Raw genomic sequence first — 16,977 nt, 5'->3', positions numbered from 1 at the left:
TCCGCCACCGGCCTACTACGGCCTGCCCTCAGTCAGCTGACTGGCGGTGTTCTCGATCCACAGCAGCGTCCACTCGACTCCGGCCTGCCAGCCGGGCTCCGCGCCGGCGTACCGGCCTTCCGCGGCGGCCCGTGCGCTCGGAAAACTTGGCCGTGGCTGGGCTCGCGTTGGCGTAACGGCCCGGGAGTGTGAGCTCAGCTCGCGGTCGAGTTCTTGGTCAGCGCGTCCATGAAGAGGTCGACGAGTGGGCGGGCTTGCTCTTCGGTGCCGTGCTGCACGGAATAGGCGATGCCACCCATGAGGAGCAGGACAGTGTCGGGGGCGAGGTCTGTGCGCAGGCTGCCGTCTCGGGCGCCGGCCGCAAGGAGGGTGGCGACGGCGTCGGTAAGGAGTGCCCGGCTGTCGGAGTACGGGTCGATGCCGGAGGCGATGACCATGTTGAGGGCTTCGGACATTCCGCTCTTGGCCGTGGCGTAGTGGATGAAGTGTTCCATCCACATCCGGGTGGCCTCGGCGGCCGGGTGCTGAGTGAGGAGGTCGTTCACCTTCTCGCACACCTGGGTGAGTTGGCGCCGGTAGGCGGCGTCGATGAGGACTTCGCGAGTCGGGAAGTGCCGGTAGAGCGTGCCGACACCGACGCCCGCCTGCCGGGCGATGGCGGCAGGCGCGGTGTCCAGCCCCTGTTCGGCGAAGACCTGCGCGGCGACCTCCAGCAGGCGCTCCCGGTTTTGCAGCGCGTCACTCCTGGTGCGGCGGGGTGTGGCGGGCACGCGGGTTCCTCCGAGGCCTGACTTCTGGTTGATTTCCGGAACGTGTTCCGCTTAAGTTCTAAGCGGAACAGATTCCGGTATTACTCTACTCCAGGGAGACTCCCATGCCCGCCCCCTCCGACAAGGCCTCACGTCACTGGTTCGTCACCGGAGCCTCCGGTGGCCTGGGCCGCCATCTCACCGAGCACGCCCTCCGCAATGGCGACCGCGTCACGGCGACAGTCCGCCGCCCCGCGGCTCTGGAAGACCTGCGTGAGACGCACGGCGACCGGCTGACTGTCGAGATCCTCGACCTCACGCGGCCGGCCGACATCGACAAGGTGGTCGGCAGGACTCTCCGGTCCGGGCCGGTGGACATTGTGGTCAACAATGCCGGATACGCGGTGGTGGGCGCCGCCGAGGAGATGACCGTCGAACAGATCCGCGACCAGATCGAGGTGCTCCTGCTCGCGCCGATGATGATCACCCGAGCCTTCCTGCAGCCGATGCGCGAGCAGGGCGGAGGCCGGATCATCCAGATCTCCAGCATGGGCGGCCAAGTCGGCATCCCCACGCACAGCTCCTATCACGCGGGCAAGTGGGGTCTGGAAGGCTTCACCGAGAGCGTCAGCCGCGAGGCGTCCGACTTCAACATCCACCTCACGTTGGTCGAGCCCGGCGGCACCCGCACCGGCTTCGCTTCGGCCCTGCAATACACCACCGAAAGCGCCGTCTACCGCGACAACGCCGTCGGCCAGACCCGGCGCTACCTGGAGACAGCCGACGAGAGCGTCTTCACCGGCGACCCGGCCAAGATCGCCGCCGCCATCTATGACACCACCCGCCACCCGAGCCCGCCCCTGCGCCTGACTCTCGGCTCCGACACCTACACCGCAATCCACGCCGCACTCACTGAACGTCTCACCGCGCTCGAGGCCCAGAAGGACCTCGCTGAATCGATCGCCTTCACCCACTGATCCGCCCCCGGCGCCGCACGCGAGCGCCAGATGGCGAAGTTCCGGGAGCCCGTCGATTCCGGCAAGAGACATGCCCTCAGCCATCTGCCGCAGGGAGAGGAAGGTGATTCCGAGGCCGCGCGGTGGGACGAGACCGGCCACCGGGGGAGGGGCCCGCAGGCCGCGCGGCAGCTCACCGTGCACCCGTCGTTCCCGGCACCGGTGTCGCCGGCTTCGGCAGCGGCCGGACCGGATCGCTCACCAGCCCCGCGCCGGGCTTCGGCGTCAGCAGGGACGTCGCCAGGGCAGAAGCCACCGTCACCGCAGCGGGTTCGCCGGGTGGGCCTGCTGAGGGCACGCTGGGAGGCGTGAGCAGCGCGCCGATCGTCGTACACCCGCCCTCCGGCACGGCCGCCGGAGAGTCACCGTGCATTCCCAGGGCCGGGACGAGATCCTCGGCACTGCCTACAGCGATCACGATCTGGTGGTGTTCCTCGAGGGCGCGGGCGTCCAGGATCCCGACAGCCTCCTGGACGACGACCGGTGGATCGAGTGGCGCGGCGGCCGCGCGCACCAGTGGAGTGCTGCCTGAGCTGTTCTCTGGCACCGGTTGGCACATAGGGGCATCAACCTCAACGTCCACAAGGCCGCCGACCTGCGGCAGTGGGCGGCAGCCCGGGAGTGGCTGACCATGTACTGCCTGCCGCCCTACGCACCCGACCTCAACCCCGTCGAAGGCATCTGGTCTCTCCTGCGACGCGGATGGCTCTCCAACGTCGCCTTCAGCACCCCCGAACACCTCGACCAGCGCATCCGACGCGGCTTACGCCTCATCCAGTACCGCAGTCACCTCATAGACGGCTGCCTCGCCGAGACCGGCCTGACCATCGGACACCCGCCTGATCAGCGACACGACACCACGAGTTCAACCTCAAGTAGAGGAGTTCGAGAGGCCGATGGAGAAGCAGCCGACCGAAGTCCATGCGGCCCGAGGGGCCCCTCAGGCCGCCATCAGCGCCGCTAGGGCGCGGTCCATTGCGGCGTTGAATTCTTCCGGCGTCAGTGGCAGACGGGACTTGATGTCCCGACTCCACTGGTCGGCGAGGACCTCGGCGGAGCCCGCCTCGACACCGTCGAGCGCCGCGTCGGCCAGGTCCGACGGCGCGATCTTGGCCACGGGCCAGCCCGCGGCCATGTCGGTGTCGGCCAGGCCGAGGTGTACCGCTGTGACGAGGGTGCCCTGCTCGGCGAGCTCCAGGCGGACGCCGTTGGTCATGGCCCAGGCGGCGGCCTTGGTCAGGTGGTAGGCATTGGCGCCCTTGCCCCCGAACCACGACATGGCGGAGAGGACGTTGACGATCGCGCCCCCGCCGTTCCTGGCGAGCGCCGGCGCGAACTCCCGGATCATTCCCAAGTGGCCGAACATGTTGGTTTCCAGCTCGTGCCGCACCGCGTCCAGCGAACCGGTCACCAGGTCGGTCCCCGTACTGATTCCCGCGTTGTTGATGAGCAGCGAGACGTCCGGGGCGGCCTCGGCGGCGGCCCTCACGGATGCGGGATCGGCGATGTCGAGGGGCAGCACCTCGACCCCGGGCAGGTCCACGGTCTCCGGTCGGCGAGCCGTCGCGTAGACCGTGCGGGCGCCCCGTTCGAGCAGGCGCTGGGCGAAGGCGCGGCCCAGGCCGCGGTTGGCTCCGGTGACAAGGGCGACGGAGTTGTTGATATCCATGTCGCGTACGCTAAAACCTGACGCTAGCGTCAGAGGCAAGCGCTGGTCGTCAGGCCCAGGGGGGAATCACCATGACTGTCAAGGTGGCCGCGGCCGAGCGGTTGATCCGCATCGGCGAGGTGGCACGGGGTGCCGGCGTCTCCGTGCGCGCCGTGCGCTACTACGAGCAGCAGGGGCTGCTCGTCGCGGAGCGCAGCCCATCCGGCCAGCGCCTCTACCGGCAGGATGCCGTCCCCCTGGTCCGTTTCTTCCAGCAGATGTTCGCCGCCGGCCTGACCAGCCGAAGGATCGCCGAACTCCTTCCGTGCTGGGACTCCGGGCACACCGACGCCGAGCAACGAGCCATGCTGCGAGCCGAGCGCGAGCGCATCCAGGCCAAGATCGACGACCTGCAGGCCACCCTGGACCACCTCGACGAGGTCATCGCGATCACGGACACGCACCCGTAGGCGCGGTCGGCCAGACGTCTCATCAGCGATCTTGAGCCGTCATCACGACAAGAACGGGTGTCAGCAGCCCAGCCGCCTCACTGACTCCGAGCCCTTGAGCGACGAGGTCGAGCTGTCCCGTCAGGACGTATTCGGCGACTCCGGCCGTGAACGTTGCACAGCTGAGCACGGCAGTGATCAGCGCGGGAAGGTGTCTTCCTGGGTTTCCAGGATTGCGCATGGTGCTCAATTTCGTTTCGCTGAGAAGTGCTTGAGAGCGCCCGCCGGGCGCTGGTGGGGTCGAGGGGGCCTCGTGGCTGTGCGGAACCAGATCGTTCGTTTCAGGCACGAGGCCCTCGCCGTGCCGGGCCGCTTCAGATCGCCGACCTCGGCGGCCGGGTGCGGTTACTGGTGCGTGGCCAGGAACGGCAGGAGGACGTCGGCCATCTCCTCGGGTACTTCCTCTGCGAGGTCGTGGCCGGCGTCGAAGGTGTGTCCGGTGACGTCGTGGGCCATGAGTCGCATCTGGGACTCGTTGCGGTCGCCGATGAACGCGGATCCGCCGAGGGCCAGGACCGGGACGTCCAGTTTCTTCTGTGCGGTCTGCCGGTTCTGTTCGGCGTTGACGAGCATGGCCCGGTAGATGGAGAGCATCGCGCGGATTCCGCCGGGCATGGAGTAGCAGCGCACGTATTCGTCGACCGCGTCGGGGGTGGCGCTGTCGGGCCGGCTGCGCTCGTACTTGATCATGTAGGTGATCAGCTCGCGCTCGTGTCCGGCGATCAGCATCTCGGGTATGTCCGGCTGGAAGTAGAAGCCCAGGTGCCACAGGTGCATGCCGCTGGAGATGTTCTCGGGGGTGAGGGCTGTGTGGTCCTCGAAGCCGAATCCGGGGAACAGGGCCTCGGCGAACACGAGAGCGGTGACGTGGTCGCGGTGGCGGGCGGCGAGCTGGTAGCCGATCACCGCTCCCCAGTCCTCGCCCGCCACGGCGTATGTCTCGTGTCCGAGGTGGTTCATCAGCTCGGCGATGTCGTCGCTCATCGTCGCGGAGTCGTAGCCGTCCGACGGGCGGGCGGAGTCGCCGAGACCGCGAAGGTCCGGGACGACGACGGTGTAGTGGGGCGTCAGCTTCGGGACGAGGTGGCGCCAGTGGTAGCTGGTCTTGGGCACGCCGTGCAGGAGCACCACCGCGGGGCCGGACCCGGCTGTGCGGTAGTGCAGACTCGTTCCGTTGACGGCGGCTCGGCCCGTGCGGACGGGTGTGCCGTCATGGTCGAACATCATGTTTTTCAACCTTCTCGGTGTACGTCGCGATGCGGGTGTCAGTGGGCTTGCGCGGGGTCGACGAGGGTCGCCAGGCGGCTCGGTCCGGTGCCGTCCGCGGTTGTCCGGGCAGCGGGACGGCCGGCTGGGCGCAGGGTGACGTTCTCCGGGTAGAGCCGGCCGAGCAGGGCCAGTACGACGAGGTCGTCCTGACCGGTGGCGTCCAGGGTGACGTCACCGCTCCGCGTCCACACCAGCCTGGCCGCGCACGTCCTGCACTCCCGCCGCGGCCGTGACGCGAGTGCCGTACCCCTCGCGCAGGTGCGCGCCGAGGCCGTCCTGTTACAGGCCGCGCGGTCGGTCGCGGCGGACCACGGCCGTCTCGACGGTCCGGTCGGCCGCCTGGCGCGCGTCGACGAGCAGCAGGGATCGCAGCTGGTGGAGACGCTGCGGTGCTGGCTGGACGCGTTCGGCAACACCGCGGCAGCGGCGGCACAGCTGCACGTGCACCCCAACACCCTGCGGCAGCGACTGCAACGCGTCCGCGCGGTGAGCGGCCTCGATCTCGACGATCCACAGCAGCGGTTCGCCGCCGAAGTTGAGCTGCGCCTGCTGGAGACCCCGGCCCCATAGGGCCTTCGACAGCCGCTTTCCGCACACTCTTCCCGGCCGAAGAGTGTGCGACTGCCCATGCCGCCGGTGCACGGGCGAGGCGAATCCTTGCGCACACGGGGAGTTGTGCCGCGCCCCGTCACGCACCAGAGAGAAGGCCGTGCCCATGTCCCTTGACGCACCCACCCGCGACGCCGGAGTCGGAGTCGATCTGTCCGGCGTACCGCAGCTGGACGATCTCCAGCTCGGCCATCTGCGCCACTTCGAGAACCTGTCGCTGCTGCCGGACGGTGAGTGGAGGCACATGGGCGGGATCGACCCCGGCCAGGAGGCGATGGACGCCTACCGCTACCAGCTGGCGTACCTGGCGTACTCGCTCGGCCTGGCGCACTACCACCACCTGCCGGCCGCTCCCGCCGCGGTGAAACCGGCCTTCGAACGGATCGTGGCGAAGATGCTGCGCCGCGAGGTGTGGGCCTACTGGAAGGAGACCAGCCGCAGCGGCCCCTTCCTCGACCCCGACCTCACCGAACTGCGCGAGGGCTGGACCGACCCGGTAGCGCGCGAAAACATCATGTACAGCGGTCACCTGTACGCGATGACCTCGATGCACGCGGCCCTGTTCGACGACGACCGCTACGACGAGGAAGGCGCCCTCACCTTCGAGTGGCGGCCGATGTTCTACGGCATGGGCCCTCAGACGTATCGCTACTCCCGCTCCTCGTTGGGCGAGGCCATCCACTGGCAGTTGGTGGAGAACGGCTACCTAGGCGTGGCGTGCGAGCCGAATTGCATCTTCATCGTCTGCAACCAGTTCCCGCTCATCGGCTTCCGCTTCGAGGACCTGCGCAAGGGCACCACGTGCGCGGACGAGGCCACGGAGTCCTACCGGGCGGCCTGGGAACGCAAGGGCATGTTCGACGAGAGCGGCTTCCCCATCCAGTGGTGGCGCATGCGGCAGGACACCTTCATGCTCAACCCGTACGACCTCGCCAACGCTGGGTGGACCGCGTCCGCGATGAACACCTGGAACCGTGACGTCGTCCGCGAGGTCTTCCCCCGCATGCTGCGCGGCGCCCTGCGCAAGGGCCCGGCGGGCACCTTGATGCCGTACTCCGCCGAAGTGCTGGCCAAGGTGCAGGCCGCCCTCGACGCGGGCGAACCGGCCGACCTGCCGGACAACCCCGAGTACCGGTGGGCCCTTTCGACCTTCGGCTACCTCGCCACCGGCCTGTCCGAACTCGGCGACGAACGCCTGCCGGGCCTGCTGGCCCACGCCGACCGCTTCATGCACCCGACCTGGGAGAACGGTGGCCTCTACTACCCCCGCAACGACGCCTCCTGGGACGCCGACGGCAACATGGTCTACATGGACCCGCTGACCGGGAATTCCATGCTCGGATACGCCTGGCTCAATGTCTCCGACGGCCTCTGGGCCCTCTACAACAAGCCCTGGCAGGCGGACAACTTCGCCGAACCCCGGCTGACCGGCATGGAGGGCGCGCTCGACGTACGACGGGCCTTCTACGACCGCGACAGCCGCACCCTGCTGCTTGGACTGCGGTCCCGCGAGGCCGCCGGCGTCGACGCGCGGCTGCATGTCACCGGGGTGCCGGGAGGCCGGGACTGGACCCTGTACCGCGACGGAGCCGCGATCCGGACGGGCACGGCGGACACCGAAGGCACCCTGCGTATCGCTCTCCCCGTAGAGGGAGAGACCACCCTCGCGCTGCGCTGGCAGTAACCCCTTCGGCAGGAGTCGCCATGAGCACACCCACCGCCGCCCCCGGCGGCCACTTCGACGTGACCGACCACCACGGCGACAGCGTCACGCCCGAGACCTACCGGGGCCGGTTGCTGCTGGTCTTCTTCGGCTTCACCCACTGCGCGGAGGTCTGCCCGCGCGTCCTGGGTCGCAACACCCGGGCGCTGACCCTGCTCGGCACGGACGCCGACCGCTTGCAGCCGCTGTACGTGAGCGTGGACCCCGAACGCGACACCCCCGAGGTGATGCGCCGGTATCTCGCCGACGCGCACCCAGGGCAGGGATCCTGCTGCTGTTGACACGACCCACCCCATGCACGAGCTGATGGCCTTCACGATGATCGGGCTCGGCCTCGCGAACCTCATGGCGGCGATCGCCGAAGCCCGGCGCGGCGCTCCCCGTCACCGCTGGGTTCCCCATGCGGCGATGGGAGTGGCCATGGCCGGCATGCACATCGTGAACCCCACCCTGCTGTGGGCCGGTGGAGCGGTGCTCGCGGCAGTCGCCTTCTGGGCCAGGGCCTGCCGCACCGACCTCGCGTCGTGCGCGGTTCTCCTGTGCGCATGGGCGGGTCGGCAGAGCGCGGAGGGAATGCCGATGGCCATGGGCACCCGCCACGAGGGAAACGTCCACAGTTCCCCGGCTCTGTACGCCGTCCTCTCCCTCGTCGCGGTACTTACCATGTTGGCGTGGAGCGTGACTCGCTCGGTCCTCCATGTCCGCCGCTGCGATGCCCCGGACCCCGCTCCCCTCGTCGTACGAACGATGGGAATGGTCATGGTGCCCTTGATGGCAGCCATGGTGCTCTGGGGCTGACGCGGCCGCGGTCTACGCCCGCTTGAGCAGCGGCGGAACGGAGGGAACCTTCAAGGCGTCCCGCGATCTCCTGGGCGGTCAGCTTGAAGTGGTCGGGATGGGCATCAGCCCGCACGCGGCGGGCGGGCTCGGTGGTGCGGTACGTGTAGCGGCGGGGGCGACTTCCCGTCAGGGAACCGGGAGCTGGGGCGGTTCGCTGTGGGTGGCGGCGTCGGCCAGACAGGAGCGTACGATCTTCAGCACCGCGCCGCCGGGGTCGGCGAGCCCTGCCACGGTCGCTGAGCGGGTGAGCAGGCCGCCGAGCACCATGTCGACGAGACTGGCGCCGACCTCCTCGGCCGTGTGTGGTCCGGACGGGTCGAACCAGGTCCAGGCCCATTGGGCGGAGCCCATCATCAGCAGGCTCTGGAGGTTGGGATCACCCTGACGGAACTGGCCGCTCTCCATTCCCTTGCGCAGGATGCCCCGTACGAGCCCCAGGTACTCCCCGCGCAGGCGCACACCCTCGCTCAAGGTCTCATGGTCCGCGAGCCTGGAGATCTCCCGTTGGAAGGCGACCGTGGCGTCGCGGTCGTGCTCCTGGTACAGCATGAAGGCGAAGAGCATCCCGCAAGTTGCTCCGACTGCGAGGACAGCCGGTTCGTGATCAGGTACGCCTCGGCTAGCCTGCGCCGCATGTAGGACTCGTGCAGCGCGGCGAGCAGACGGTCCTTCGTGCCGTAGTGGTGGACGATGGTGCCTTTGGAGATGCCCAGTTCCGCCGCGATGTCGCTGAAGTTGGTGCCGTCGTAGCCGGACTGGGCGACTCGGCGGGTGAACGACTCGAGGATGTGGCCCGACCTGCCCGGGACGCCCGCACCCGCGCGCCTGCTCGGCCGGGTCGACGGTCAGGCCCCACTGGAGTTTCATGGCGGTCCAGTTGGCCAGGTAGTGGCAGCGTTCGGCGGGGTTGTCGGGCACGAGCCAGGTGGTGGGGTCCTGGTCGGCTTTTTGCCGGTTGGAGCGGGCGCTGACCGCCTCGAGGTGGCGTTCGTCGTCGAGGTGGTTGGCGTAGGTGACGCGGCGTTGCCGGGTCCAGGCGGAGGCGCCGGAGTCTCAGGCTTCGGCGAGCGGGACCAGGTGGTCGATGTCGAGGCCGTGGGGGCCGTCGATCCAGGTGTCGTACCAGGAGTACCAGCGGCCCCCTGCCAGGGTGCACCGGCCGGTGACCGCCGGCGCCTCCACCGCTTCTGCGAGGAGGACTTCCATGCGGGTGTTGCAGCCGTCGCGGTCGGTGTCGATCCAGCCGCCGAAGGACTGCTCGCGGTCGTAGCCGGTCCGGTCCTCCGCGGCGACGGGAAGCTGGGCCACCGCTTCCGTCAACGGCAGGGTTTCGGCGGCCTGCGCGGCCTGCGCGGCCGGAGCGATCGCGGTAGGCAGGACGGCGAGAAGAACGGCGGCCAGGACGGTGAGGGCAGGGCGCACGGCGGCTCCTTGGCGAAGAGCACGAGCAGGTCGTGACGCTTCGTAGCGAGCCCGCGCTGCGGCGCGCCCGGGAACTGGGAGCACCGTCCCCCTGACGAGCGGTAAGTCAGATCGTCACGGCCGCCAAGGCCACCAGCAGTAGACGTTTCCCCGTAACCAGCACGTCCGCGAGCGATCACCAGTGGTCAGTCGAGGATGTGGAGCTCGATGTCGGGATGGCAGTGGGGGCAGGAGGCTAGTCCGGAGGCCAGGAGTCGGCGGGCTTCGTCGCGGTCGACGGGGCGGCGGCGGTTGCCTGCGGCGTGGCAGTCGCCAGCATGGGACCTGGACGGCCGGGCGTCCGGTGCCGATGCCGAGCTGGACGATCCACTCCACAACGGAAGGGGGCGCAGACGACCGACTACGCTTCCCCGGTGCTGTGGAGATGGGTTCAGCCAACCGGCCGGAAGGCTGACGTCACAGGAGGGGGAGTGCCGACGGCGGTGAGAAGCCCGTCGGGGGCTGGGTCCGTAGCGCCGTCGAAAGTCACCTTGCCGCCGGAGAAGGTGGCGGCGTTGAAGGCCACTGTGCCGCCGGAGAACCTGGCGTTGCTGAAGTACACCCTGCGCCGTCTTCGACGGCGCCGTCTTGGGGGCGGTCTTCTTCGCGCCCTTCGAGGCGGGCTTCCGGGCCGTCTTGCGGGCCTTGCCTGTCTTTTTCTGCCGCGTAGTCGCCGCAGGCGGCTCTTCGGTCACCGCGATCTCCTGGCCCTCGGTCGTCGCCTTCAGGCGGTGGCAGAGGACGACGCCGCGTATGAGGCAGGCCTTCGGCGCGGCGGTCACCGCGTCGAAGAAGCTGCCGAGTTGGCCGCAGATGCTGTCGGCCGCCGTACTGCGGAGTTCCGCGCGTCGTCCGGCTCACCGTAGTGGCGCCTTTGACCGACTGCGAGTCCACGATCAGCGTCACTGGATAGGGGCAACGCCCAAGGCCAGTACGCAGACGACGGCGGAGCTGGTCACGGATGAAGGTGACCACTCCGCGGCGGTTCCACCGCCAGAAGAACCCGTAAACCGTCTCCCACGGAGGGAAGTCCGAGGGCAGGGCCGTCCTTATGTGGAATCGAGCCGGGCTAGTAGTGCGGCCGATTGCAGAGGAAGCAGCCGTCCCAGAGCGGTAGCGCGCTGAGGACGCGGTGGCGCACGCACGAGGCCATCGCGGCCTCGTCCGGGCCGGGGAAGCCGCGTGCGGCGCTGCTGTCGGCGGGCGGGGTGCAGGACTCCACCATGGTCGTGAAGCGGTGCAGGTAGTCATGCACGCGGGGCGGGTGGTAGCCCAGCTCGCTCCAGCGATGTCCGCTCGCCGCGAGTGCTGTGGCACGCAGCACGAAGTCCTTCGCGCGGGCGCGTTCCCGCTCCGTCGCACCCCAGTCGAACTCCGCCAGGTCGAACCCGACGGCACCGCGCCCCATGACGTTCTGGTCCTGCAGGGTCAGCAGCGCCGCGAAGCGGAAGTCCCAGTCCTCGGAGGCGAGATCGGACACGGCCAGCATCAGCACGTCGATGAACACCGCGGTGGCGCCATTGGACAGGTCCAGGTCGTGGCTACCGCCGGAGAAAATGTTGCTCACCGACCTATGATGCGATCCCGGCCCTCCACCTGCTTGGAGAAGAGGCATGACGGATGCGAGCACCGGCAAAGTGGTCGTGAACAGGGTGATGTCCCTCGATGGGTTCATCGCCGGTCCCGGCCACACGATGGACTGGATCTTCGAGCACATGACGTCGGCGACGTTCCCGGAGGTCATGGCGGCCACGGGCGCCATGCTCATCGGCCGGGGCACGTACGAGGTCGGCAAGCGCATGTCCGACGAGAACACCGACTACGACGGCGGGGCGCAGTTCGTCCTCACCCACCGCCCGCCCGACGAGCCGGACCCCAACGTCACCTTCCTCACCTGCGACATCGAGGAAGCCGTGGCCACGGCACGCCGCGCCGCCGGCGACAAGAACCTGGAGATCCTCGGCGCCGACGTGGCCGCCCAGTGCCTGCAGCGCGGCCTCGTCGACGAGATCCTGGTGTACGTGCTGCCGGTGCTGCTCGGCGACGGCGTCCGCTTCGCGCCGCCGGGCCTCGACCGGATCGACCTGGAACCGTTCAGCAACGTCCAGTCGGGCGGGGTCACCATGCTGCGCTTCCACGTGCGCAAGTAGGCACGGTCGCAACTACTAGCCTGCTGTCATGGCCCCCATCCCGTGGGGCAAGTTCCCCACTCTCGCTGAACATCAACTGGCCCGACGGTGGCTGCAGTTCATGGCGAACATCGGTCGGGCTTCCAACACGATCGACGCGTACGGGCGGGCGGTCGAGGACCACCTGCGGTTCTGTGCAGTTGAAGGCACAGATCCCGTACTGGCCGGTGCGGACACGGTTGCCGCCTGGATCGGGGACATGATCGACCGTCCCCGCCAGCGATCAGCGAAGGCGCCGCTGCATCCGGAGACGGGACTGGCGAACGCGACCGTCCAGCAACGTGTGGTGGCCGTGCGGTCCTTCTATGAGTACCTGGTGGAAGACGGGCTGCGCGAACGGAATCCCGTACGTCGAGGGCAGTCGAGCCGCCGTGGCCGTCTCCTCGGCAGGGGCTCGTGCGGCGCCTCGAGCAGGCACCTTGGATCCCCAACGAGGACGTCTGGCAGCGGATCCTCTTTGCGTGCGCCGAGCAGTCACTACGGCACTGTCACGTTGGCTGACCGGTGGGATGATCTTCGGATTGACAACCTGGGAAGGGTCGTCCGTGGGGAGCGCGTCGCCGTCGTACAAGGGGCACCGGTATCCGGTCGAGGTCATCTCCCACTATGTGTGGCTGTACTTCCGTTTCCCGCTGTCGTTCCGCGAGGTCGAGGAGCTGATGCTCGAGCGCGGGATCGTCGTCTCCTACGAGACGATCCGCCGCTGGTGCGGCAAGTTCGGGCAGACCTACGCCAACGCGCTGCGCCGCCGGCAGCCCCAGTTGGGGGACAAGTGGCTCTACCTTCTTGAACGGGTTGGTCCTCCCGTTCGTAGGGTGAGGACATCCAGGGGAGTCGGGTGTGGCTGACAATAGGCTGCCGTTCGTGGCTTCAGGTGCTTGGCCGCCCGGCTCCCCACGACGACTCGGCCGCCGATTGGGAAGTGCGAACAAGTCGCTGTGTAGAGCAATGCCGGCGAGGTCGTCCGTGGTACGCAAGGCAAGTACGACGACTGGAGCACAATGAGCCGGATATGGGCGGGGACCGACTGCGGCAAGACCCACCACCATTGCCTGGTCCTGGACAGCGAGGGCGACACGCTGCTGTCGCGTCGGGTGGCCAACGACGAGCCGGAACTGCTGAAGCTGATCGGTGATGTTCTGGACCTCGCCGACGGTGGCAGGACAACCTGGGCGCTGGACATGACCGGCGGCGAGCCCGGCCTGCTGATCGCCCTGCTGGTCAACCATGGCCAGGAGCTCGTCTACATCCCCGGTATCGCGGTCAACCGGGCCACCGACAGCTACCGGGGCCAGGGCAAGACGGACGCCCGTGACGCCCGCGTGATCGCCGATCAGGCCAGGATGCGCCGCGATCTGCAGCCGATCCGCCCCGGCGACGAAGCCACGATCGAGCTGCGGCTGCTGACTGACCACCGCGTCGATCTGGTCGCCGACCGGACCCGCACCACCAACCGGCTCAAGGCCCTGCTGAACAGTATGTTCCCGGCCCTGGAACGGGATCTCGACCTCGGTAACGTCGGCCCGCTGGTGCTGCTGGCCGGATACCAGACACCGGCCGCGATCCGCCGCGCCGGCAGTCAGCGGCTGCCCGCTTGGCTGCGCAACCGCAAGGTCTGCAACGCTGCTGCCCTGGCCGACCAGGTGGTCGAAGCCGCCGATCGCCAGCACACCGCCGTCGTGGGTGAGAAGGCCATCGCGAAGATGGTGCACACTCTCGCCAAGGAGGTGATGGCTCTCAACGAGAAGATCGCCGAGACCGACAAGCTCAGCGAGGGCCGGTTTCGTGACCACGAACTCGCCGAAGTGATCGAGTCCCTGCCCGGCATCGGCACAATCCTCGGTGCCGAGTTCCTCGCCGCCGTCGGCGGCAGCATGGACGCCTTCCCCACGGCCAACCGGCTCGCGGCCTTCGCCGGCGTGGCACCCGCCCCACGCGACTCCGGCCAGGTCAGCGGCAACGACCACCGACCGACGAGATATCACCGTCGCCTGCAGCGCGTCTTCTACATCTCCGCGCTGGTCAGCGTTCAACGCGACCCCAACTCGCGAAAGTTTTACGATCGCAAGCGCGCCGAGGGCAAACGCCACGTCCAGGCTCTCCTCGCGCTCGCCCGCCGCCGCGTCAACGTCCTGTGGGCCTTGATCCGTGACCGACGGTGCTATCAGGTCACACCCCCAGCCACAGCCGCGGCTTGACATCAGCATTGGGAATGCACCTGGACGAGGTCTTCATCAAGATCAACGGGTGGCGGAACGCGCCGGGCAGCGCGACCCGGCCGCCGACGACTACGGCGTCCCCATCGCCGCCGTCGCCCGCCACCGCGGCGAACTCCTCGACACACCCGTCTACGACGGCGCCTACGCCCGCGCCGCCGCCCTCCTACACAGCCTGGGCCGCTGCCGCTGGCTGGAACGCGCCAACCTCACCGTCGCCTGTGCCGTCGCCGTCATGTATCTCGAGGCCAGCAACATTCCGGTCAGCCCCACCCGCGAACAGCTGACCGCACTCGCCCACGAGCTGAGCAGCCCGCGCTGCACTGCCGCCCGGATCGCCTCCTTCATGCGCACCTGGAAACCCTGACCTCGGGCCGGGTGGTGATCGCCACCCGCGACCGCGTCCCGCGCTTTGCCGGAAATCTTCGCAGCGCGTACGAGAAGGCCCTCGCAGGCCGCGAGGAAGGCGGACGCCCTCGTCCGTGGGGCATGAGCAGGTCAGGGACGGCGGGCCAGTAGGACGCCGAATCGGGCCTGCTCGGTGAGACTGCGGGCGGCGGCTTGCTCGGCCGGCAGAGCCAGCGCCCCCTCGGCACTCCCGGCAGCCTGCTGCATGCGGGCAAGGGAGGCGACGTACTGCGCAGCGGCGGCTCCGACTACTACGCTCACGTCCGCCTCGAACTGTGGTCGGCCCGCCTTCGCGGGCCTGCCGGTCGGTCAGGTCCGCGACGAACCGCAACACCAGCAGCGCGAGGCGGCGCGGTGACCAGGGGTTCTCCCGTTACCGGCGGGACGACCTGGACTCGGCGCCGCACATGATGACGTCGGTTGTGGTCAACCCGTACTTCGACTGGGGCGAACAATCCTGCGCTCCCTCGTCCCCATCACCGCGTCGCAGCGAGAGTGCTCATGAGGTCGGCCTTGATGGGCCAGGTCACCTCGCGAATACGTAGATCGGGGCGCCGTCGGGCCGGGCGCCGCCGCGATCCGGGCCCGGGTCACGGCCGTGGTCGACGTCGCCCTGGCGGCCTTCGCCGTCACCGCCACGGTGTTCGTGATGAACAAGGACGGCGGCTTCCACCGCCGTCACCTGCTCGCCGAAGCCCGCCGCCACCTCGCTCTCGTCCAGCGCGGCCGCCGCCGCGAACCCGGCCTGGACGAGACGATCGTGGATACGGCGCTCGCCGCGCACTGCACCGACATCACTGAGGCCCGCAGCGAGCACGGTGAGGAACCCGGCTGCCGTCTCTACACCGCACGCTGGGCACCCGCCGCCCCGCCGCGCTCCCGGACACCGGCCGCCGTCCTTGTCCGGGGCCGGAGGCCGGCCGCCGACCCGGCCGCGCCCTTCCTGCCGCTGGAGCTGGGGGAGTGGGCGATCCCGCGCGTGCCGCTGCGCCACGACCGAGCCGTCATCGCCACCCGCGTCCTCACCGCCCAGCTGCGCACCGCACGCCGCACCGGCCGATCCTTGTACGGCACAGCCGCGCGCACGCCGACCACGCCAGCCGAGCAGCTGCTCCTCACATGCTCCGTCAGCAGCCGGTTCACCTCGTCGGCGACGGGGATGTCCGTGTCCTCCAGCGCCTCCGGAGTCACCGGGCGCAGCGCCTGCGCGCGGTGGTCGTCGATCAGCAGGTTCCGTACGACCGCGAACAGCCACGGCCGCATCGTCTCCGGCGCGGTGCCCAGTGCCACGGCGTGACGCCAGGCCCGGACGACGGCCTCCTGCAGGATGTCCTCGGCCCGGTGCCAGTCGCCTCGCAGCCGCCGGGCCGCGTACTGCAGCAGCACCCTGCCGTGCTGTGCGTACACCGCCCGGATGAACGTCTCGGCGTCCGCGCCGCTCCGCTCCCGGGCCGCCAGGACCCCGCCGCCCACGGTCGGCGTTCCGGCCGACCGGGCCTCTTGCAGCACGGGTGCACGCCCGTGCAGTCGCTCCGTGCGCGCCTTTCGTGCTCCGCGTCCCACGGCACCGCGACCACGAGCGGTGCTGTGGGACGCCGGACGGCTCAGCCGAACAGCGCGTCGTACACGTCGCTCTGCCAGTAAGTGACGTAGGCGGAGCTGTTGAAGTACGTGCCGCCGTTGGGCAGGTTCAGCGTCGCGGCGTTGCCGACCGCGCCGTTCGCCTCCCTGTTGGCGAAGGACACGCCCAGGGTCTTGGCGGTGTGGCCGCTGTGGCCGTCGGGGGAGAAGGTCCCGATGCCGGCGTACCCGGACTCTCCGGGAGCCAGCGTCACGACGGCCTGGGGCTTGCTTGACTCCAGCCACTGGATGGGAGCCTGGGCGCCGGCGCCCAGGTAAGGCGCGTAGTAGAGGTTGCAGGGCTTGGTTCCGGTGTTGGTGGCCGTGAGCAGCAGGTGGTTGATGGGCCGGCGGACGTCCTCGACGGTCAGCTTCGTGTTCTCCGTGGTGCAGGCGGCCTTCGTCGGGGTGGCGGCCGAGGCGGTGTGGGCGGTGGCCTGGACACCGACGAGTGCGAGGGCGGCGGCGACCAGGGAGGAGGCGGCCACGCGGGTGGCGGAGCGACGTGCGATACGCATGGGTGAACTGCTTTCTTCTGAGATCGAGTTCCGGAGTGAGGTATTCCAGTTGATGGTTGTCGGCCAGTCAGGTTCGCGGCCGAAAAGGGAAGTTGCGATCCGCATCACCGCCCTTGAGCCGGGCGGCGTGCTTGGATGACCCAAGCCTGTGCCACGCTCCGTCCCAGCCGCCATTCCGACCAGACCTTTTGGAACGCTGGGA

General features: G+C 69.1%; 24 protein-coding genes and 2 pseudogenes. 13 read left to right on the top strand and 13 right to left on the bottom strand.

Features of this window, described 5'->3' with window-relative positions; genetic code table 11:
* Nucleotides 1–194: 194 nt before the first annotated feature.
* Entirely contained in the window at nucleotides 195–770 is a 576-nt protein-coding gene (locus QF034_RS00335; protein WP_307172980.1) for a TetR/AcrR family transcriptional regulator, read from the bottom strand.
* A gap of 104 nt (nucleotides 771–874) precedes the next feature.
* On the opposite strand from QF034_RS00335, the gene QF034_RS00330 reads away from it, so the two are divergent.
* From QF034_RS00330 to QF034_RS00320, 3 genes and pseudogenes are all read left to right on the top strand, one after another.
* Nucleotides 875–1,726, top strand: a complete 852-nt coding sequence (locus QF034_RS00330; RefSeq protein WP_307172979.1) for an SDR family oxidoreductase — start codon at nucleotides 875–877, stop codon at nucleotides 1,724–1,726.
* A 406-nt stretch (nucleotides 1,727–2,132) separates the two neighbouring features.
* On the top strand, nucleotides 2,133–2,297 hold the full coding sequence (locus QF034_RS00325; protein ID WP_370880749.1) for a hypothetical protein: 165 nt from the start codon (nucleotides 2,133–2,135) through the stop codon (nucleotides 2,295–2,297).
* A gap of 36 nt (nucleotides 2,298–2,333) precedes the next feature.
* Nucleotides 2,334–2,597 (top strand): annotated as a pseudogene (locus QF034_RS00320) (transposase); the annotation flags it as partial.
* Between the two features lie 108 nt (nucleotides 2,598–2,705).
* Here QF034_RS00320 and QF034_RS00315 read toward each other — a convergent pair.
* Nucleotides 2,706–3,434, bottom strand: a complete 729-nt coding sequence (locus tag QF034_RS00315) for an SDR family oxidoreductase (protein WP_307172978.1) — start codon at nucleotides 3,432–3,434, stop codon at nucleotides 2,706–2,708.
* A 71-nt stretch (nucleotides 3,435–3,505) separates the two neighbouring features.
* On the opposite strand from QF034_RS00315, the gene QF034_RS00310 reads away from it, so the two are divergent.
* On the top strand, nucleotides 3,506–3,883 hold the full coding sequence (locus QF034_RS00310; protein WP_307172977.1) for a MerR family transcriptional regulator: 378 nt from the start codon (nucleotides 3,506–3,508) through the stop codon (nucleotides 3,881–3,883).
* 384 nt (nucleotides 3,884–4,267) lie between these two features.
* Here the strand turns inward: QF034_RS00310 and QF034_RS00305 are convergent, their stop codons facing one another.
* Together QF034_RS00305 and QF034_RS00300 are read right to left on the bottom strand one after the other, a co-directional pair.
* A complete protein-coding gene (locus QF034_RS00305) occupies nucleotides 4,268–5,149 on the bottom strand; it encodes an alpha/beta fold hydrolase (protein ID WP_307172976.1) in 882 nt (293 codons plus the stop codon).
* A 38-nt stretch (nucleotides 5,150–5,187) separates the two neighbouring features.
* The gene (locus QF034_RS00300; protein WP_307172975.1) at nucleotides 5,188–5,382 is read right to left on the bottom strand and encodes a hypothetical protein; all 195 of its coding nucleotides are present in this window, start codon (nucleotides 5,380–5,382) and stop codon (nucleotides 5,188–5,190) included.
* Between QF034_RS00300 and QF034_RS00295 the strand changes: the two genes are divergently transcribed.
* The 4 genes from QF034_RS00295 to QF034_RS00280 all read left to right on the top strand — a co-directional run bounded on the left by QF034_RS00295 (nucleotide 5,357) and on the right by QF034_RS00280 (nucleotide 8,321).
* A complete protein-coding gene (locus tag QF034_RS00295; RefSeq protein WP_307172974.1) occupies nucleotides 5,357–5,761 on the top strand; it encodes a helix-turn-helix domain-containing protein in 405 nt (134 codons plus the stop codon). The two genes, QF034_RS00300 and QF034_RS00295, sit on opposite strands and share 26 nt — an antisense overlap.
* A gap of 145 nt (nucleotides 5,762–5,906) precedes the next feature.
* Nucleotides 5,907–7,484, top strand: a complete 1,578-nt coding sequence (locus QF034_RS00290) for a linalool dehydratase/isomerase domain-containing protein (protein ID WP_307172973.1) — start codon at nucleotides 5,907–5,909, stop codon at nucleotides 7,482–7,484.
* A gap of 20 nt (nucleotides 7,485–7,504) precedes the next feature.
* The gene (locus tag QF034_RS00285; protein ID WP_307172972.1) at nucleotides 7,505–7,804 is read left to right on the top strand and encodes an SCO family protein; all 300 of its coding nucleotides are present in this window, start codon (nucleotides 7,505–7,507) and stop codon (nucleotides 7,802–7,804) included.
* A 13-nt stretch (nucleotides 7,805–7,817) separates the two neighbouring features.
* A complete protein-coding gene (locus QF034_RS00280; RefSeq protein ID WP_307172971.1) occupies nucleotides 7,818–8,321 on the top strand; it encodes a hypothetical protein in 504 nt (167 codons plus the stop codon).
* A 168-nt stretch (nucleotides 8,322–8,489) separates the two neighbouring features.
* Here QF034_RS00280 and QF034_RS00275 read toward each other — a convergent pair whose 3' ends face one another.
* The 5 genes from QF034_RS00275 to QF034_RS00260 all read right to left on the bottom strand — a co-directional run bounded on the left by QF034_RS00275 (nucleotide 8,490) and on the right by QF034_RS00260 (nucleotide 11,391).
* Nucleotides 8,490–8,927 (bottom strand): TetR-type transcription factor C-terminal domain-containing protein, encoded by a 438-nt coding sequence (locus QF034_RS00275; protein WP_307172970.1) that lies wholly within the window; start codon nucleotides 8,925–8,927, stop codon nucleotides 8,490–8,492.
* Nucleotides 8,831–9,070, bottom strand: coding sequence for a hypothetical protein (locus QF034_RS41345; RefSeq protein WP_370880925.1), 240 nt, complete (start codon nucleotides 9,068–9,070; stop codon nucleotides 8,831–8,833). The genes QF034_RS00275 and QF034_RS41345 overlap by 97 nt, the downstream gene beginning before the upstream one ends.
* A 346-nt stretch (nucleotides 9,071–9,416) precedes the next feature.
* The gene (locus QF034_RS00270; RefSeq protein ID WP_307172969.1) at nucleotides 9,417–9,785 is read right to left on the bottom strand and encodes a hypothetical protein; all 369 of its coding nucleotides are present in this window, start codon (nucleotides 9,783–9,785) and stop codon (nucleotides 9,417–9,419) included.
* A gap of 185 nt (nucleotides 9,786–9,970) precedes the next feature.
* Entirely contained in the window at nucleotides 9,971–10,519 is a 549-nt protein-coding gene (locus tag QF034_RS00265) for a DUF6233 domain-containing protein (RefSeq protein ID WP_307179758.1), read from the bottom strand.
* Nucleotides 10,520–10,893: 374 nt separating this feature from the next.
* A complete protein-coding gene (locus QF034_RS00260; protein ID WP_126395006.1) occupies nucleotides 10,894–11,391 on the bottom strand; it encodes a hypothetical protein in 498 nt (165 codons plus the stop codon).
* A 46-nt stretch (nucleotides 11,392–11,437) separates the two neighbouring features.
* Here QF034_RS00260 and QF034_RS00255 point away from each other — a divergent pair, with 46 nt between their 5' ends.
* From QF034_RS00255 to QF034_RS00240, 4 genes and pseudogenes are all read left to right on the top strand, one after another.
* Nucleotides 11,438–11,974, top strand: a complete 537-nt coding sequence (locus QF034_RS00255) for a dihydrofolate reductase family protein (protein WP_093903461.1) — start codon at nucleotides 11,438–11,440, stop codon at nucleotides 11,972–11,974.
* Between the two features lie 584 nt (nucleotides 11,975–12,558).
* Nucleotides 12,559–12,789 (top strand): annotated as a pseudogene (locus QF034_RS00250) (IS6 family transposase); the annotation flags it as partial.
* A gap of 225 nt (nucleotides 12,790–13,014) precedes the next feature.
* Nucleotides 13,015–14,211 carry an IS110 family RNA-guided transposase gene (locus QF034_RS00245; RefSeq protein WP_307172968.1) on the top strand — a complete coding sequence of 399 codons (1,197 nt, stop codon included), beginning with the start codon at nucleotides 13,015–13,017 and terminating at the stop codon, nucleotides 14,209–14,211.
* Nucleotides 14,212–14,260: 49 nt separating this feature from the next.
* The gene (locus tag QF034_RS00240) at nucleotides 14,261–14,596 is read left to right on the top strand and encodes a fic family toxin-antitoxin system, toxin component (protein WP_307172967.1); all 336 of its coding nucleotides are present in this window, start codon (nucleotides 14,261–14,263) and stop codon (nucleotides 14,594–14,596) included.
* A gap of 131 nt (nucleotides 14,597–14,727) precedes the next feature.
* On the opposite strand, the gene QF034_RS00235 is transcribed toward QF034_RS00240, so the two are convergent.
* From QF034_RS00235 to QF034_RS00220, 4 genes are all read right to left on the bottom strand, one after another.
* Nucleotides 14,728–14,898 (bottom strand): hypothetical protein, encoded by a 171-nt coding sequence (locus QF034_RS00235; RefSeq protein ID WP_307172966.1) that lies wholly within the window; start codon nucleotides 14,896–14,898, stop codon nucleotides 14,728–14,730.
* Between the two features lie 265 nt (nucleotides 14,899–15,163).
* Complete coding sequence (locus QF034_RS00230) at nucleotides 15,164–15,421, bottom strand: hypothetical protein (RefSeq protein WP_307172965.1); 258 nt, start codon at nucleotides 15,419–15,421, stop codon at nucleotides 15,164–15,166.
* A 56-nt stretch (nucleotides 15,422–15,477) separates the two neighbouring features.
* Entirely contained in the window at nucleotides 15,478–16,146 is a 669-nt protein-coding gene (locus tag QF034_RS00225; protein WP_307172964.1) for a sigma factor, read from the bottom strand.
* A 95-nt stretch (nucleotides 16,147–16,241) separates the two neighbouring features.
* On the bottom strand, nucleotides 16,242–16,775 hold the full coding sequence (locus QF034_RS00220) for a DUF4232 domain-containing protein (RefSeq protein WP_307172963.1): 534 nt from the start codon (nucleotides 16,773–16,775) through the stop codon (nucleotides 16,242–16,244).
* On the opposite strand from QF034_RS00220, the gene QF034_RS00215 reads away from it, so the two are divergent.
* Nucleotides 16,774–16,914: a hypothetical protein gene (locus QF034_RS00215; RefSeq protein ID WP_307172962.1), complete on the top strand. Its 141-nt coding sequence runs from the start codon at nucleotides 16,774–16,776 to the stop codon at nucleotides 16,912–16,914. The two genes, QF034_RS00220 and QF034_RS00215, sit on opposite strands and share 2 nt — an antisense overlap.
* The last annotated feature ends 63 nt before the right edge of the window (nucleotides 16,915–16,977 follow it).

This window comes from Streptomyces africanus (assembly GCF_030816955.1).
Classification (GTDB): Bacteria; Actinomycetota; Actinomycetes; order Streptomycetales; family Streptomycetaceae; genus Streptomyces; species Streptomyces africanus.
This window is presented reverse-complemented; position numbering and strand designations above follow the sequence as displayed.

Excerpts from the sequence above, each read along its gene's own strand:
- QF034_RS00280 (WP_307172971.1), top strand. The coding sequence starts at position 7,818 with ATGCACGAGCTGATGGCCTTCACGATGATCGGGCTCGGCCTCGCGAAC.
- QF034_RS00255 (WP_093903461.1), top strand. The coding sequence starts at position 11,438 with ATGACGGATGCGAGCACCGGCAAAGTGGTCGTGAACAGGGTGATGTCC.
- QF034_RS00290 (WP_307172973.1), top strand. The coding sequence starts at position 5,907 with ATGTCCCTTGACGCACCCACCCGCGACGCCGGAGTCGGAGTCGATCTG.
- QF034_RS00330 (WP_307172979.1), top strand. The coding sequence starts at position 875 with ATGCCCGCCCCCTCCGACAAGGCCTCACGTCACTGGTTCGTCACCGGA.
- QF034_RS00310 (WP_307172977.1), top strand. The coding sequence starts at position 3,506 with ATGACTGTCAAGGTGGCCGCGGCCGAGCGGTTGATCCGCATCGGCGAG.
- QF034_RS00220 (WP_307172963.1), bottom strand. The coding sequence starts at position 16,775 with ATGCGTATCGCACGTCGCTCCGCCACCCGCGTGGCCGCCTCCTCCCTG.
- QF034_RS00285 (WP_307172972.1), top strand. The coding sequence starts at position 7,505 with ATGAGCACACCCACCGCCGCCCCCGGCGGCCACTTCGACGTGACCGAC.
- QF034_RS00305 (WP_307172976.1), bottom strand. The coding sequence starts at position 5,149 with ATGATGTTCGACCATGACGGCACACCCGTCCGCACGGGCCGAGCCGCC.
- QF034_RS00315 (WP_307172978.1), bottom strand. The coding sequence starts at position 3,434 with ATGGATATCAACAACTCCGTCGCCCTTGTCACCGGAGCCAACCGCGGC.
- QF034_RS00245 (WP_307172968.1), top strand. The coding sequence starts at position 13,015 with ATGAGCCGGATATGGGCGGGGACCGACTGCGGCAAGACCCACCACCAT.
- QF034_RS00275 (WP_307172970.1), bottom strand. The coding sequence starts at position 8,927 with ATGCTCTTCGCCTTCATGCTGTACCAGGAGCACGACCGCGACGCCACG.
- QF034_RS00215 (WP_307172962.1), top strand. The coding sequence starts at position 16,774 with ATGGGTGAACTGCTTTCTTCTGAGATCGAGTTCCGGAGTGAGGTATTC.